The organism is Pseudomonas sp. FW300-N2F2 (genome assembly GCF_017351655.1).
GTDB lineage: Bacteria > Pseudomonadota > Gammaproteobacteria > Pseudomonadales > Pseudomonadaceae > Aquipseudomonas > Aquipseudomonas fluorescens_AA.
In genome coordinates, this window is the sequence record NZ_JACNDQ010000001.1 from 206026 (window position 1) to 221607 (window position 15582).

13 protein-coding genes are annotated in these 15582 nt (G+C 58.5%); 12 read left to right on the forward strand and 1 reads right to left on the reverse strand.

Going from position 1 to position 15582, the window contains the following annotated elements:
• The first annotated feature begins 71 nt into the window (after positions 1–71).
• A complete protein-coding gene (locus J4E63_RS00980) occupies positions 72–551 on the forward strand; it encodes an NYN domain-containing protein (protein WP_207280723.1) in 480 nt (159 codons plus the stop codon).
• 21 nt (positions 552–572) lie between these two features.
• Complete coding sequence (locus tag J4E63_RS00985; RefSeq protein ID WP_057451857.1) at positions 573–1184, forward strand: PolC-type DNA polymerase III; 612 nt, start codon at positions 573–575, stop codon at positions 1182–1184.
• 117 nt (positions 1185–1301) lie between these two features.
• Here the strand turns inward: J4E63_RS00985 and J4E63_RS00990 are convergent, their stop codons facing one another.
• Positions 1302–1754, reverse strand: coding sequence for an Lrp/AsnC family transcriptional regulator (locus J4E63_RS00990; protein ID WP_207280725.1), 453 nt, complete (start codon positions 1752–1754; stop codon positions 1302–1304).
• Positions 1755–1915: 161 nt separating this feature from the next.
• On the opposite strand from J4E63_RS00990, the gene yedA reads away from it, so the two are divergent.
• The 10 genes from yedA to J4E63_RS01040 all read left to right on the forward strand — a co-directional run bounded on the left by yedA (position 1916) and on the right by J4E63_RS01040 (position 15555).
• Positions 1916–2818: a drug/metabolite exporter YedA gene (gene yedA, locus J4E63_RS00995; RefSeq protein ID WP_207280727.1), complete on the forward strand. Its 903-nt coding sequence runs from the start codon at positions 1916–1918 to the stop codon at positions 2816–2818.
• A 58-nt stretch (positions 2819–2876) separates the two neighbouring features.
• Positions 2877–4211 carry a DEAD/DEAH box helicase gene (locus J4E63_RS01000; protein WP_207280729.1) on the forward strand — a complete coding sequence of 445 codons (1335 nt, stop codon included), beginning with the start codon at positions 2877–2879 and terminating at the stop codon, positions 4209–4211.
• Between the two features lie 263 nt (positions 4212–4474).
• Positions 4475–5785, forward strand: a complete 1311-nt coding sequence (gene wbpA, locus J4E63_RS01005; RefSeq protein WP_207282433.1) for a nucleotide sugar dehydrogenase — start codon at positions 4475–4477, stop codon at positions 5783–5785.
• A gap of 98 nt (positions 5786–5883) precedes the next feature.
• Positions 5884–6831 (forward strand): Gfo/Idh/MocA family protein, encoded by a 948-nt coding sequence (locus tag J4E63_RS01010; RefSeq protein WP_092205265.1) that lies wholly within the window; start codon positions 5884–5886, stop codon positions 6829–6831.
• A gap of 99 nt (positions 6832–6930) precedes the next feature.
• Positions 6931–7515, forward strand: a complete 585-nt coding sequence (wbpD, locus tag J4E63_RS01015) for an acyltransferase (RefSeq protein WP_207280738.1) — start codon at positions 6931–6933, stop codon at positions 7513–7515.
• Positions 7512–8603 (forward strand): DegT/DnrJ/EryC1/StrS aminotransferase family protein, encoded by a 1092-nt coding sequence (locus tag J4E63_RS01020; RefSeq protein ID WP_207280740.1) that lies wholly within the window; start codon positions 7512–7514, stop codon positions 8601–8603. Before wbpD ends, J4E63_RS01020 begins: the two co-directional genes overlap by 4 nt.
• Positions 8600–9685 (forward strand): non-hydrolyzing UDP-N-acetylglucosamine 2-epimerase, encoded by a 1086-nt coding sequence (gene wecB / locus J4E63_RS01025; protein ID WP_207280742.1) that lies wholly within the window; start codon positions 8600–8602, stop codon positions 9683–9685. Before J4E63_RS01020 ends, wecB begins: the two co-directional genes overlap by 4 nt.
• On the forward strand, positions 9682–10464 hold the full coding sequence (locus J4E63_RS01030) for an ABC transporter permease (protein ID WP_038859231.1): 783 nt from the start codon (positions 9682–9684) through the stop codon (positions 10462–10464). Before wecB ends, J4E63_RS01030 begins: the two co-directional genes overlap by 4 nt.
• Positions 10457–12238 (forward strand): ABC transporter ATP-binding protein, encoded by a 1782-nt coding sequence (locus J4E63_RS01035; RefSeq protein WP_259333792.1) that lies wholly within the window; start codon positions 10457–10459, stop codon positions 12236–12238. Before J4E63_RS01030 ends, J4E63_RS01035 begins: the two co-directional genes overlap by 8 nt.
• Positions 12235–15555: a glycosyltransferase gene (locus J4E63_RS01040; RefSeq protein WP_207280753.1), complete on the forward strand. Its 3321-nt coding sequence runs from the start codon at positions 12235–12237 to the stop codon at positions 15553–15555. The genes J4E63_RS01035 and J4E63_RS01040 overlap by 4 nt, the downstream gene beginning before the upstream one ends.
• Positions 15556–15582 lie beyond the last annotated feature (27 nt).

The window sequence follows — 15582 nt, forward strand, 5'->3', positions numbered from 1 at the left end:
TTCGGGCTGGCATACTGGGCGACTTTTCGGCCCTGGTGGGCTGCGTACGTGTGCACCCAAGAGGAAACGCGGTGAAAAAAATTGCAGTGTTCGCCGATGTCCAGAACCTCTACTACACCGTGCGCCAGGCTTACGGTTGCCATTTCAACTACGCGGCGCTGTGGGCCGATGTCAGCAAACAGGGGCAGATCGTCGAGGCCTATGCCTATGCGATCGATCGCGGTGACAGCAAGCAGCAGCAATTCCAGCAGATCCTGCGCAACCTGGGTTTCGTCGTGAAGCTCAAGCCCTACATCCAGCGCAGCGACGGCTCGGCCAAGGGCGACTGGGACGTGGGCATCACGCTGGACATCATGGGCGCCGCCGACCATGTCGATGAAGTGGTGCTGGCCTCCGGCGATGGCGATTTCGACATGTTGCTCGAACGCATCATCCAGAAGCACGGTGTGCAAGCCGTGGCCTATGGCGTGCCGGGGTTGACCGCCAACTCGCTGATCCGCGCCGCCAGTCGCTATGTGCCCATCGAAGGCGCGTTGTTGCTCAAGAATTGATTTTCACGGAGTTCAAAAGGTTTGGAACGCATCGCAGTCATCGACTTTGAAACCACCGGGATCACCCCGAGCAGCAGTTGCCGGGCCACTGAAATCGCGGTGGTGATGCTCGAGCAAGGCCGGATCGTCGACCGCTACCAGAGCCTGATGAATGCCGGTGTGCGCGTCCCTGCGTTTATCGAGCAACTGACCGGCATCAGCAACGCCATGCTGCGCAGCGCACCCTCGGCGGAAAAGGTCATGAACGAGGTCAACGAGTTCGTCGGCATCACGCCACTGTTGGCCCACAACGCCGCGTTCGACCAGAAGTTCTGGGATTTCGAGCTGGGACGTATCAAACGCACCCGCTTGCAGAATTTTGCCTGCTCATTGTTGCTGGCCCGGCGCCTGATGCCGGCGGCACCGAACCACAAGCTCGGCACGCTCAATGCGTTCGCCGGCTTGCCCCACACCGGCCAGGCTCACCGGGCCATGGCCGATGCCGAAATGGCCGCCAACCTCACCGCGCACCTGGCTTCGCAACTGCGGCAAAAGCATGGGCTGCGGGAGTTGTCCCATGATTTGCTGTGCAGTTTGCAGAAAGTGCCGGCGGCGAAGATCAACGAGCATCTCAAGCGGCATCGCGGGTTCTAAGTACACCGCCGGACAACTGTGGGAGCGAGCTTGCTCGCGATAGCGTCGGATCAGTCAGCCTCTTTGTGACTGACACTCCGCCATCGCGAGCAAGCTCGCTCCCACAGTTGATCAGTGTTATTGCCCATTGCCTTCCAACTGCCCCAACGGCACGCGCTTTTCAATGGCGCTGGACAGCACGATCGAAGTCTTGCTGAAACCGAACTTGGCAATGCGGTTGATCAGCTCTTCCAACTCGGGCATCGAGCCAACCGCCGCTTGCATGATCACGCACGGATCCCCGGTGACCCGGTGGCATTCGGTCAGTTGTGGGATCTTGCACAGTTCGTCGTAGGTCTTCTGGTTGCCGTGCTGGTTCATTCGCAGTTCGATGACGCACTGCACCGGCAGGCCGATCTTCGCCATGTCGACTTTGGCTTGATAACCGGTGATGACACCGCTGGCTTCCAGTTTGCTGACCCGTTCAGCCACGGCGGGGGCTGACAGGTTCACTTTGCGGGCCAGTTCGGCGTAGGACGCACGACCGTTTTCCAACAGGGCGCTGAGCAACATGCGGTCGTATTTATCCACGGTTTGGCTTCCTGTCGGCGCGACTTTCGAAAGCGCGATTTATAGCGCTGATCGCCGTGTTTTGAAAAGTGTATGGCCTGGATAAACAGGTTTTGTAGCTTAATTTCCGTCTATCGCCTTTCTAGAATAGCGTCTCTCATTGTCCTGACTTCGAGCTGAACATGCCTGGCCCACGCCGTTTCCCCCTGCCATTGATCGCTGCTTTCTTTGCCTTGTACGTCATCTGGGGTTCGACCTACCTGGTGATTCGTATCGGTGTGGAGTATTGGCCGCCGCTGTTGCTGGGCGGGATTCGTTTTGTGTTGGCCGGTTCGCTGATGTACGGCTTCCTGCGCTGGCGCGGGGCGCCAGCGCCGACCTGGGCGCAATGGAAGGCCGGGGCCATCATTGGCGTGTTGTTGCTCAGTTTTGGTAACGGTGCGGTCAGTGTGGCCGAGCACACGGGCGTGGCGTCCGGGGTCGCGGCGTTGGCGGTGGCGACGGTGCCTTTGTTTACCTTGCTGTGCGGATATTTCTGGGGCGCGCGTAATACCCGTCTGGAATGGGCGGGGATTGTGCTGGGGTTGATCGGCATCGCCATGCTCAACCTCGGTTCCAATCTGCAATCCAGCCCGTTGGGGGCGACCTTGCTGGTGTTCGCGGCGGCCTCCTGGGCCTTTGGCTCGGTGCTCAGCAAACACCTGCCGCTGCCGGCCGGGGCAATGGCCAGCGCTGTGGAAATGTTGGTGGGCGGTGTGGTGCTGTTGATCGGCAGCGTGGCCAGCGGTGAACACCTGGACAGCATGCCGCCGCTGGAAGGCTGGTTCGCGCTGGCGTACCTGACCTTCTTCGGTTCGATCATCGCCTTCAACGCCTACATGTACCTGCTCAAGCATGTGCGTCCGGCGGCGGCCACCAGCTATGCCTACGTCAACCCGGCCGTGGCGGTGTTGCTGGGCATCGTATTCGCCGGTGAAACCATCGGCATCGAGGAGGCCTTGGCGATGCTGGTGATCATCAGTGCGGTGGTGTTGATCGGCTTGCCGCAGTGGCGCAAACCCAAGCCTGCGCCGGCCGTCTCCTGATTTAGGGTAAACTGCCGCGCATTGCACACCTTGCGCTGATTTTTCCTACGGTATTTCCATGACTTTCGCCACCCTTGGCCTGATCGAACCCTTGCTGCGCGCCCTCGAGACGCTCGGCTACCAGACCCCGACTCCGGTTCAGGCCCAAGCCATGCCGGCAGTGCTCGCCGGTCGCGACCTGATGGCCGCGGCCCAGACCGGCACCGGCAAGACCGCCGGTTTCGCCGTGCCGCTGTTGCAGTTGCTGACCACTGAAGGACCGAAAGTCGCGGCCAACTCGGTGCGAGCGCTGATCCTGGTGCCGACCCGTGAATTGGCTGAGCAGGTCCATGAAAGCGTGCGTCAGTACGCGCAAAACCTGCCGTTGAGCACCTACGCGGTGTACGGCGGTGTCAGCATCAACCCGCAGATGATGAAGCTGCGCAAAGGCGTCGACCTGCTGGTCGCCACGCCGGGGCGCTTGCTCGATCTGTTCCGCCAGAATGCGCTGAAGTTCAATCAACTGCAGACGTTGGTGTTGGACGAAGCCGACCGCATGCTCGACCTGGGTTTCTCCGAGGAACTGGCGAATATCTACAAGGCCTTGCCAAAGAAACGCCAGACCCTGTTGTTCTCGGCGACCTTTTCCGATGCGATCCGCTTGCTGGCCGGGCAGATGCTCAATGATCCGCTAAGCATTGAAGTGAGCCCGCGCAACGTGGCTGCCAACACCGTCAAACAATGGGTGGTGACGGTGGACAAGAAGCGCAAGCCGGAATTGTTCGTGCACCTGATGCGCAAGCACAAGTGGAAGCAGGTACTGGTATTCGCCAAGACCCGCAACGGCGTCGATGCGCTGGTGGACAAACTCCAGGGCCTGGGGGTCAACGCCGACGGTATCCACGGTGACAAACCCCAGGCCACCCGCCAACGTGCACTGGACCGCTTCAAGGCCAGTGAAGTGCAAATCCTGGTTGCCACCGACGTCGCCGCCCGTGGCTTGGACATCGAGGATTTGCCGTTGGTGGTGAACTTCGACCTGCCGATCGTGGCCGAGGACTACATCCATCGCATCGGCCGTACCGGCCGGGCGGGCGCTACAGGGCAGGCAATTTCCCTGGTCTGCGCCGATGAAGTGAATCTGCTGTCAGCCATCGAGATGTTGACCCGTCAGACGTTGCCTCGCCAGATGGAACAAGACTTCGAGCCTGAGCACCGCGTGCCGGACACCGATGCCAGCGGCCAGGTGATCAAGAAGCCGAAAAAGCCGAAGAAACCGAAAGCGTCCGGTGGTGGCGGCAAGCGCAACCTGGGCAAGTGGGTGGACAGTGGCGATGCGGCGCCGGTGGAGCCTTCGGTCAAGCCTGTGCGCAAAGTGCCGGTGTTCAATACCGGGCCGCGTAAGAAAAAGTAATCAGCGAGCAACCTGCGTCCGACTGCGCAGTTACTCAAAAAATGACATTCCCTTCGTACCGTTCGTCGCGCCGGGGAGCGTTGATTCGCCTCCACTTACCTGTGCCTGGAGGGGCGAGCCGCGGCGCTGTTCGTGTGCGGCCAGTGTGTAGGAATTTTTCTATCTTTCGCAAAGATGGGGATTTGTCCTATGAGCATACTGCCACGTCTTGGTAACATGTCTTACATATGGAGTTCTTCATTTCGTTGGGAGTGGTTGGTTTGATGGGTGTGGTCGAAGCAAGTATTGCGAAATTCAAGAGTAAGGATGCGGTAATCGGGATCGTAGGCCTTGGGTACGTCGGGTTGCCGTTGATGCTTCGCTACAACGCTATCGGTTTCCGTGTCCTGGGTATTGATATCGATACCGACAAGGTGGCCAAGCTCAATGCGGGCCAAAGCTACATTGAGCACATTGCCAGCAGTCATGTTGCCAATGCACGAGCGACGGGCTTCCTGGCAACGAGCGACTTCAGCAAGGTCAGCGAATGTGATGCGCTCATCCTGTGCGTGCCTACGCCGCTGAACAAATATCGCGAGCCGGACATGAGCTTCGTGATCAACACCACCGACGCAATCAAGCCTTATCTGCGCGCCGGCCAGGTGGTTTCGCTGGAAAGTACCACTTATCCAGGAACTACCGAGGAAGAGCTCTTGCCTCGTGTCGAGGAGGGCGGTCTTGTCACCGGCGAAGACATTTTCCTGGTCTACTCCCCTGAGCGCGAAGACCCGGGCAATCCCGACTTCGAAACCCGTACCATCCCCAAGGTCATCGGTGGTCATACCCCCAATTGTCTGCAGGTTGGCATTGCACTTTACGAGCAGGCCATCGACCAGGTCGTGACGGTCAGTTCGACCAAGGCCGCCGAGATGACCAAGCTGCTGGAAAATATCCATCGCGCGGTGAACATCGGTCTGGTAAACGAGATGAAGGTCGTGGCCGATCGCATGGGCATCGACATCTTCGAAGTGGTTGATGCCGCGGCTACCAAGCCCTTCGGCTTTACCGCGTATTATCCTGGGCCCGGGCTGGGCGGCCATTGCATCCCGATCGATCCGTTCTACCTGACCTGGAAGGCTCGCGAGTACGGCCTTCATACGCGCTTCATCGAGCTTTCCGGCGAAGTCAACCAGGCAATGCCGGAGTATGTGGTCGGCAAGTTGATGGACGGGTTGAACAATGAAGGCAAGGCACTCAAAGGCAGCCGGGTGCTGATCCTGGGGATTGCCTACAAGAAGAATGTCGATGACATGCGTGAGTCCCCATCGGTCGAAATCATGGAGTTGCTCGAAGCCAAGGGCGCCGTTGTCGCGTACAGCGACCCGCACGTCCCGGTATTCCCCAAGATGCGTGAACACCATTTCACGCTGTCGAGTGAGTCGCTCACGGCGGACAACCTCGCGTCGTTCGACGCGGTGATTCTTGCCACAGACCATGAGAAGTTCGATTACGAGCTGATCAAGGACTCGGCTCGCCTGATCGTCGACAGCCGTGGCAAGTACCGTACGCCCGCGGCGCACATCATCAAGGCCTGACAGCCTGTCTACAGGAGGGGCCAGCAGGAGCGGGGCTTGCGCTTGCCCTTCCTGAAGGTCCCGCTTCGAGGCAAATACCCCTTTTCTGAGGTCTTTCCATGAAACGTTTTGCCCTTATCGGTGCCGCCGGCTATATCGCCCCGCGCCATATGCGCGCCATCAAGGACACCGGCCATGAACTGGTCTGTGCCTATGACATTAATGATTCGGTCGGGATCATTGATAGCCTGTCGCCACAAAGCGAGTTCTTTACAGAGTTCGAGCGCTTCTATGACTACGCCTGGCGACTCAAGCGCGACCCTGCCACTGCGCTGGATTTCGTTTCGATCTGCTCCCCCAACTACTTGCACCATCCGCATATCACTGCGGGACTGCGCCTTGGTTGTGACGTGATCTGCGAAAAGCCGTTGGTGCCTACCACCGCCATGCTGGATGACTTGAGCTTGACCGAGCGGGAGACGGGCAAGCGTCTCTGGAACATTCTCCAATTGCGTCATCACCAGGCAATCATCGACCTGAAAAATCGCGTCCAGGTCGAAAAGCGTGCCCACAAGCATGAGGTCGACCTGACCTATATCACCAGCCGCGGCAGGTGGTACATGGAAAGCTGGAAAGGTGATCCTCGCAAGTCTTTCGGCGTTGCCACCAATATTGGCGTGCACTTTTACGACATGCTGCATTTCATCTTCGGCAAATTGCAGCGTAACGTTGTCCACTATGCCAACGATTTCAAGGCTGCCGGTTACCTGGAGTATGAGAATGCTCGTGTGCGTTGGTTCCTTTCCATCGACGCCGATGACCTGCCGGCGTCTGTAAAGGGCAAGAAGCCGACGTTCCGTTCCATTACGTGTGATGGCGAGGAGATCGAGTTCTCCGAAGGCTTCACCGACCTGCATACGGTCAGCTACCAAGCGGTACTGGATGGCAAGGGCTACGGCATCGAAGATGCTCGGCATTGTGTTGAAACGGTGGAAACCATTCGCACCTTGACGCCGACTCGTGCCGCAGATGGCGAAGGTCACCCGTTCGTGGCAGGGCTGAAGTAAGCCCAAGGAACATGGTTCATCATAAATGGCAGGTTGCCGGCATTGCGGTAACCCGCTGTTTTTGTATATGCGTACCGTGACGTACATCAGGACTCAAACTTGAACTACTATCAGCATCCCAGTGCGATCATCGATGATGGCGCCCAGATCGGTGATGAATCCCGTATCTGGCATTTTGTCCATGTCTGCGGTGGCGCGCGCATCGGTCGTGGCGTTTCGCTTGGCCAGAACGTTTTTGTCGGAAACAAGGTGGTGATCGGCGACCACTGCAAGATCCAGAACAATGTTTCCGTCTACGATAACGTCACCCTTGAAGAGGGTGTTTTTTGTGGCCCGAGCATGGTGTTCACCAACGTCTATAACCCCCGCTCGCTCATCGAGCGAAAAAACGAATACCGCGACACGCTGGTCAGGAAGGGCGCGACGCTCGGAGCCAACTGCACGATTGTCTGCGGTGTGACCATTGGTGATTACGCCTTCGTAGGCGCCGGTGCGGTGGTCAATCGCAATGTGCCAGCCTATGCCCTGATGGTCGGTGTCCCTGCCCGGCAGATTGGCTGGATGAGTGAGTTCGGCGAGCAGTTGGACCTGCCGTTGAGCGGAGAAGGCTGTGCGCCGTGCATTCATTCCGGTGCTACGTATGTACTCAGCGGGAATGTGCTTAAAAAGGAGAACAAGCAGTGATCGAGTTCATTGACCTCAAGGCTCAGCAGGCGCTGATCAAGGTGGAGATCGACGCGGCTATCCAGCGCGTCCTGGCCCATGGGCAATACATCCTTGGCCCTGAAGTGAATGAGCTTGAAGAGCGCCTGGCAGCCTTTACAGGGGCCAAGTACTGTATCAGTGTCGCCAACGGGACCGATGCCCTGCAAATCGCGCAGATGGCGCTCGGGATCGGCCCGGGCGATGAGGTCATCACCCCTGGGTTTTCCTATATTGCCACGGCGGAAACCGTTGCCTTGCTCGGGGCGAAGCCGGTCTACGTCGATGTCGACGCCAAGACCTACAACCTGGATCCCGCGCTGTTGGAAGCGGCCATTACGCCGAAGACGAAAGCGATTATCCCGGTCTCGCTATACGGCCAGTGCGCCGACTTCGATGCGATCAATGCCATCGCAGCACGGCATGGCATACCAGTGATCGAGGATGCCGCGCAGAGTTTCGGGGGGCTTTATAAAGGAAAGCGCTCCTGCAACCTGAGCACTATTGCCTGCACCAGTTTCTTCCCGAGCAAGCCATTGGGTTGCTATGGCGATGGCGGTGCGATGTTCACCAATGATGAAAACCTGGCCAAGGTGCTCCGGCAGATTGCCCGGCATGGCCAGGATCGTCGCTACCATCATGTTCGTGTCGGCGTGAACAGTCGGCTGGATACGCTGCAGGCAGCGATAATGCTGCCCAAGCTGGATATTTTCGAGACTGAGCTGCGTCAGCGTCAGGAAGTCGCGCAACGTTATGCCCTATTGCTGGAGCAGGCAGATATCGCCGCGCCTTTCGTGGCGACGGCAAGCCAGAGCGCTTGGGCCCAGTACACGGTGCAAGTGGCCTCGCGCGATGCTGTACAGAAACACCTGGCAAGTGCCGGCATCCCTACGGCTGTGCATTATCCGATCCCCCTGAACCGCCAACCTGCGGTCAAGGACGAGCAGGCGCAACTGCCGGTCGGCGATGCGATCGCCGCCCGTGTCATGAGCCTGCCCATGCACCCTTATCTCGATGAGCCTTCCCAGCGCCTTATTGTCGACACTTTGAAAGAGAGCCTTCGCGTATGACCTGCAAGATCGTAACCATCGTTGGCGCTCGTCCACAGTTCATCAAGGCTGCGGCGGTTTCCCGGGAAATTCTGAAGCATCCGGGGCGCCTGGTGGAAGTCATGGTGCATACCGGGCAACACTACGACCCGAACATGTCCCAGGTTTTCTTCGACGAACTGGAGATCCCGGCGCCCAAGTACAACCTTGAGGTGTCAGGGGGGACCCATGGCGCGATGACGGGGCGGATGCTCGAAGGTATCGAGCAGATACTCCTCGAGGAAAAGCCGGATTGGGTACTGATCTACGGCGATACCAACTCCACATTGGCGGGCGCGCTGGCGGCAGCGAAGCTGCACATCCCCGTCGCCCATGTCGAGGCAGGGCTGCGTTCGTTCAACATGCGCATGCCGGAAGAGGTCAACCGTATCCTGTCCGACCGCGTTTCGACGCTGCTGCTTTGCCCCACGGCCCTGGCCGTCGATAACCTGGCCAAGGAAGGGCTCAGCGAAGGGGTGCACAACGTCGGTGATGTCATGTACGACGTGGCGCTGTTCTATCGCGAGCGCGCCAAGGCGCAGAGCCAGGTCCTGGTGCAGTTGGGTTTGAAGGAGGGGGCTTTTGCACTGGCGACATGCCACCGTGCTGAAAATACCGACGATCCCCAGCGCCTGGGTGAAATCATGGCCGGTCTGGCTGACGTTGCCGTGCAGATGCCCGTCGTCCTGCCGTTGCATCCGCGCACACGCAACCTGCTCAAGACTCACGGGCTGGAACATTACCTGAACGCCATCAAGGTGGTGGACCCGCTGCCATTCCTGGACATGGTTGCCCTTGAACAGGCCGCCAACGTTATCCTGACCGATTCGGGCGGGGTGCAAAAAGAGGCGTATTTCTACAGGGTGCCCTGCATCACCCTGCGCGATGAAACGGAATGGGTCGAAACCGTCGAGCTGGGCTTCAACCAGTTGGTGGGCGCCAATCGGAATGCCATTAAAACGGCGATGGAAAACCGGTCGATCCCTGAAGGCCAGGTAGATGTCTACGGCGACGGTACCGCCGCCGCACGAATCGTCGCTATCCTGGAAAACACCCGGCCATGAACCCGATTTCAATCATCTGGCGTCACATTCACGTCCTGTGGGCGACCACATTGACCGATATACGCAGCCGGTTCATCGGCACGATCTTCGGTGTCGCATGGATTTTCCTCTATCCACTGCTGTTCCTCGGTTTGTATGCCGTGGTCTACACGATGATTTATCGCGTACGGGTCGCAGAGTTCGGCACCTTCGACTACGTGCTGCTGATATTTTGTGGATTGGTGCCTTTCCTTGGTTTTTCCGAGGCGCTGGGCAGCGGAGTGGGATCGGTGCTGGGCAACAAGGGGCTGATCAAGAACACCTTGTTCCCGATCGACCTGATTCCCGTCAAGACGGTCCTGGCCAGCAGCGTGACGATGCTGGTGGGGCTGGTGATGTTGCTGATGGTGTTGTGGAGTCGCGGCATCGTCCACTCCACACAGCTGGCAATCCCCTTGATACTGGTGCTGCAGATCATCTTCACGGTCGGCCTGATCTGGATACTCTCGGCGATCAACGTGTTCGTACCAGACCTGAGCCAGATGGTTGCTGTGCTCATCCTGTTCCTGATGCTGGTATCGCCCATCGCCTATACGCAGGAAATGATTCCCAAGGAACTCATTCCCTTCATGTACCCCAACCCGTTGTACTACCTGATCATGTTGTATCGGGATGCAGCGTTCATCGGGGTCATCAAGCCTGGATTGCTGGCTATTTTTACCGTCATTTCGTTCTCCACTTTCTTTCTGGGTGGATTTGTCTTTTCGCGATTGAAGCCATTATTTGCCGATTATGTCTGAGCCGATCATTGAACTAGCCTCCATCGCCAAGATGTACCGGATTTTCCGCTCGCCACGCCACCGTATGGTTGAGGCGCTGGGTTTTCCCGTTGCCCGGTCGACCTACGATGAGTTCTGGGCTGTGCGCAACCTGTCGTTGACGATCAAGCCCGGCGAGCGCGTGGGGTTGGTTGGGCGTAACGGTGCCGGTAAGAGTACGATGCTCAAGCTGATTGCCGGGCTCATCCAGCCGACTGAGGGCTCGGTCAAGGTCCGTGGGAAAGTCCAGGCGTTGATGGAGCTGGGGACCGGGTTTCATCCCGAGTTCACCGGTCGCACCAACGTCATGTCGTCCTTCGCCTACCAGGGTGTGACGGGCGCTCGCGCCAGGAAGTTGCTTGATGATGTGCTGGAGTTCGCTGAACTCGAAGAGTTCATCGATAAGCCGGTAAAGACTTATTCGTCAGGCATGTATTCGCGACTGGCCTTTGCGGCAGCGACTGCCATACGTCCGGAAATCCTCATCATCGATGAGATCCTTGGCGCCGGTGACTCGTATTTTGCCGGTAAATCCGCCAAGCGGATGCGCACCTTGACGGCAGAAGGCTCGACCGTGTTGTTCGTTTCCCATGACATGTCGGCTGTGCAGATGATCTGCGACCGCGCCATCTGGGTCGAGCGCGGCAGGATTGTCGCCGATGGTGACCCGATCGAGATCGGCCGCTCCTATGCGGCATCCATCCGCAAGCAGGAGGAGCTGCGCCTGAGGGCGATCAACCTGAAGCTCAGCCGTGGGGACGTCAGTGAATTGCTGACCGACACCGAGGTCGACCGGGTCTCGGTACTGCGTTTCATCTCCGCCTCCGACGATGCGCCGACGACCCCCCTGGCCGTGTTCGAGATGACGCTCGAACAGAAAGGTGAAGTTATCGACAACGTGTTGGTGGGGGAGGCCCTGGACGATGACCGTAACCAGCGGCTGCACCTGCTGACCTCCCATGGCTACATGAACTGGGGGGCTCCGAGGAGGACCTCCGAAGGGATCAGCTATCGGGAGTTCAAGGATTGTGGCGGGCAATACAAGCACGCCCCGGTCAGCATCAAGGTTCCGTTGGGGCTGGGAGACTTGAGCGAGTTTTTCGTGACCATCCGGCACACGGGCACTGGTGTGGGCGAAACGGTCTACTGCCAGATATTCGACGGTTTGGAGTACATCACCATCGGCACGTTGGAGCCGGCTGCCGAAGATGGGCAGATGATCAGCCAGCGGTTTGCCCTCAGTTCCTTCGTGCCTTCAGCGACCGACAATGCACCGGCGGTGGCCGAACGGTCTGATTTTGAATATGGCGAAGGCAGTGCCTGGATCGACGGCGTCGATTTCCTGGATCGGCATCAGGAGTCGCGGCGTGTGTTCTCCTTTGGCGAGCCACTTTACGTCCACGTGAAATGGGGCGCCAAAGTCGACATCCCTTGCATGTCTTTCATCATTTGCATCTATGGCATGGACGGGCGCTGTGTGGCGCAGGTCGTATCGCCGTTCATTTCGTCCACGCGGGACCGTCGCACGGGTCTGGTCAAGGCGCAGTTCGACCCGTTGATGGTAGGCGTGGGGGACTATGTGATCTCCGTGGGCATTTTCGATGGCATGACCGAAAGCCAATCGAGTGGGGAACATCCGCTGGATGTCCATGATCGCCAATACCGCATCCGTGTGACTGCGCCCCTGGATGTGCGTATGGAGCGTGGGTTGGTCGTGCACCCGGTGGAATGGGTCAATCTGGAATCCGTTGAATGAGTAAGCGCTCCGAGATCAGTTATTTTGCCCAGGCCGACCTGTGGAGCCGCAATGCAGTCTCCGAGCAGGTTGCCGTCGCCGAGGATCTGATCGAACTGATCCCCGACTCGGTGAACACCATTCTCGACGCCGGTTGCGGCAACGGCACCGTGACCAACCGCCTGGTGCCACGCTGGGATGTGGTGGGCTGCGATATCAGCGAAGCCGCAGTCAAGCGTGTGCAGGCACCAGCGCTGGTGGCCGATTTATGTGCGATCCCGTTTGGCGACCGAAGCTTTGACCTGACGCTTTCCAGCGATGTGATCGAGCATTTGCCCGACTCCATCTATGCCGAGGCCCTGGCCGAGATTGCCCGGGTGTCGGCGCGCTATATCCTGGTGGCTGTTCCCTACCGCGAGTTGCTCGAGGCGGCTGAAATCACCTGCCCGGGGTGCGGTACGCGTTATCACGCCCATTTGCATCAGCGCAGCTACACGCTGGAGGACGCGATATCGCTGTTCGCCCCGGCATTCTCGGCGGTGGACGTACGGTTTTCCGGTGAATCGTGGACGTTTGAAGACCCCAAGATAGTCGAAGCGTCGCGTGCCTTGTCGGGCCTGGATTACCCATTCGAGGACGGCGTTTGCCCCAACTGCTCCATGCGTCGCGGACCTGTGGAACGACCGGCGTCTGCACTGATGGTGCAGCGACGTTTCGAGGGCTTGCAGGCGATGCAGTCGGCGGAAGGCTTGCGCAGGATGCCTGACATCAGTGAGATCCTGGTGCTGTTCGAACGTGGTGCTGCGCCGACAAGCCATTGGAGCATGCCTGCCAGTACGGCGACCTTCAATGAATCGACGTTCGCACTGTCCGGCCTGGCGCTACGGGATAATCCGTTCAATTATCCCCGCAGCGTCTACCGCATCCAGAGCGATTCCGATTACGGTATCGTCACGGTTCCCCGGCGCCCAGGGTCGGTACAGGTGGAAGTGGGTGAACTGGGGTCGGTCGAGGTCTACGATCACGTTCGCGGGCACTACGTCAATTGCCCTCGGGACAATGATACTGGTGCCTATCATCTGGCCCCGGTGCCGTTCGGGCCCCATGGCTGCATCCTGCGCATGCTTCATCCCAGCGATGACTTGCAGGTGCAGATGACTTTCGAAGAGGCCGACCAGCGTAAGATCATTGCCTGTTGCCTGGGCGATGATCCTAGCGTCGCTCAAATGCGCGAGGAGGCAAGCAAGTTCTCAGCATTGACCGAGCAATTGGAGACTACGCGCTCGGCCCTTGAGAACAAGCTTCAGGAAAAAGAGCGCGCGTTGTTCGAGCAGACCCAGGCGATGGCCAGGGTCAATACCCTGGCGAACGAACTCGAGGACAAGCGCGCCGAGTTGGAAGACCGCTATACCCAACTCAGCGAAAGGGCGTCGGCCCAGGAAATACTGATCAGCAATGGCGAGGCTCGTGTCGAGGCGCTGTCGAGCGAGAACGAGCAGCTCTCCTCACAAATAGCGACCCTTCAAGCAGAGCTCGATGGTACGCGGCACCACGGTGAAGCTTATCGGTACGAGATTCATCAACTTACGCTCAAGCTTGAACAATTGGGTGATCTTGCCAATGAACTTGAGGCTCGGCGAGATGCCCTCGAGCGTGAGCTTCAGTCGCGCGATCAGCAATTGAAGAGCCTGCAGGGCCTGTACGACTCAGCGCTGCTGCAAAAAGAACATTGGATTGAAAAAAACGGCGAACTCGAACTCAAGCAACATGATCTGGTCATGATGCTTGAAGCGCTTGAGTCGCAAGTCAATCAGGCTCAGATCGTCGCACTCGAATACCAGAACGCCGTGGAACGGCTTGAAGTTCTGGAGTTGGAAAAGACAACCTTGGGCCTGGAATTGGAAAGTCTGAGCATGGAAGTTTCGGCGCGTTCTGACGAATTGGCGGAAAAACACCGTGTTGCGCAGCATTTGAATGACTTGTCCGAGCGCCTGGAAAGCCAGCGTGAAGCGCTGGAGGCCAAGGTCAAGAGCCTGGGCATGACCATCAACGGTCTGGTGGAGGAAAAAACCGAATACCAGATGTTGGTCGATGCATTGCATATCCGCCTGGGGGAAGGGGCGCACAAGGAAGCTAACCTGCCACGCAAGGTCCTGGTGCTGTCGCATATGTACCCTCGCGAATACAACATGGTCGGCGGGATTTTTGTCCATGAGCAGGTCAAGGCTCTGAGGGCACAGGGCATCGATGCAAGAGTGGTCAGTGGCGAGCCATTCTGGATCAACACCGTCAACCCCAAGGCGATCAGGCGTGCGCTGAACATCTACCGGGCCCAGAAGATCCGTGGCTGGGAAGAGCATGAAGGCGTTCCGCTGATCCGCTTCCCGTACATCGTGAGCTCATTGCTGCCTTTCCAGGCCCATGCCACAACCTACTCCCATGGTTTGCTGCGCCAGGCCGAGTGGCTGCGGACAGACTTCGATTTCGAGCTGATCCATGCTCACACCGCCTATACCGATGGCACCGCAGGTCGCCGTCTGGCCAGCAAGCTGAAAATACCGTTGGTCATTACCGAGCACACCGGGCCTTTCACGACCTTGACCCGTACGCGCTACTTGCGCCACATGACACAAAAGGCCCTGAATGCGGCCGATAAAGTAATCGCGGTCAGTTCTGCATTGCTCTCGGACATACGCCAGCAGGTCAAGCTCAAGGAAGGTGTCGATACGCAAGTGATCGCCAACCTGGTCGATACCGACATGTTTGGCGAACAAGCGGTGAAGCGTGACGAGTTGATCCATTTGTTGTGGGTCGGTCACTTCGTTCCAGTCAAGCGAGTGCCTGTATTGCTCGAGGCGTTCGCCGCCGCGTTCCAGTTGGAGCCGCGCCTGCGTCTGCGGCTGGCCGGCAGCGGTGAGGGTCTTGAACAGGCCCGGGCCTTGGTCGACACCCTGGGGATTGCGCAGGTGGTGGAGTTCTCCGGACGTGCCAGCCGCACGCAACTGGTCGATTACTACCGTGAATGCGATTTCCTGGTGATTTCCAGTGAAAGCGAGACATTTGGCGTGGTGGCGATCGAAGCCATGAGCTGTGGACGGCCGGTGCTCACCACCCGCTGCGGCGGCCCTGCCGAGATCGTTTCACATCCACAGTTGGGTCAGGTCGTGGGGATGAGCGTGGAGGAGTTGACCCAGGGGATGTTGACGATGGCCCACCAACGTGAAGCCTTCAACAGCCGGGTCATTCGCAAGGTGACCGAATTGAAATTCTCCAGCGCCAGCATTGCCCAGGAGATCGTGAGCGTGTATTCGGCCTCGATGGAAAACCGCAAGCGTTAGATGCCCATCAGCGTGCTGACTCACAAA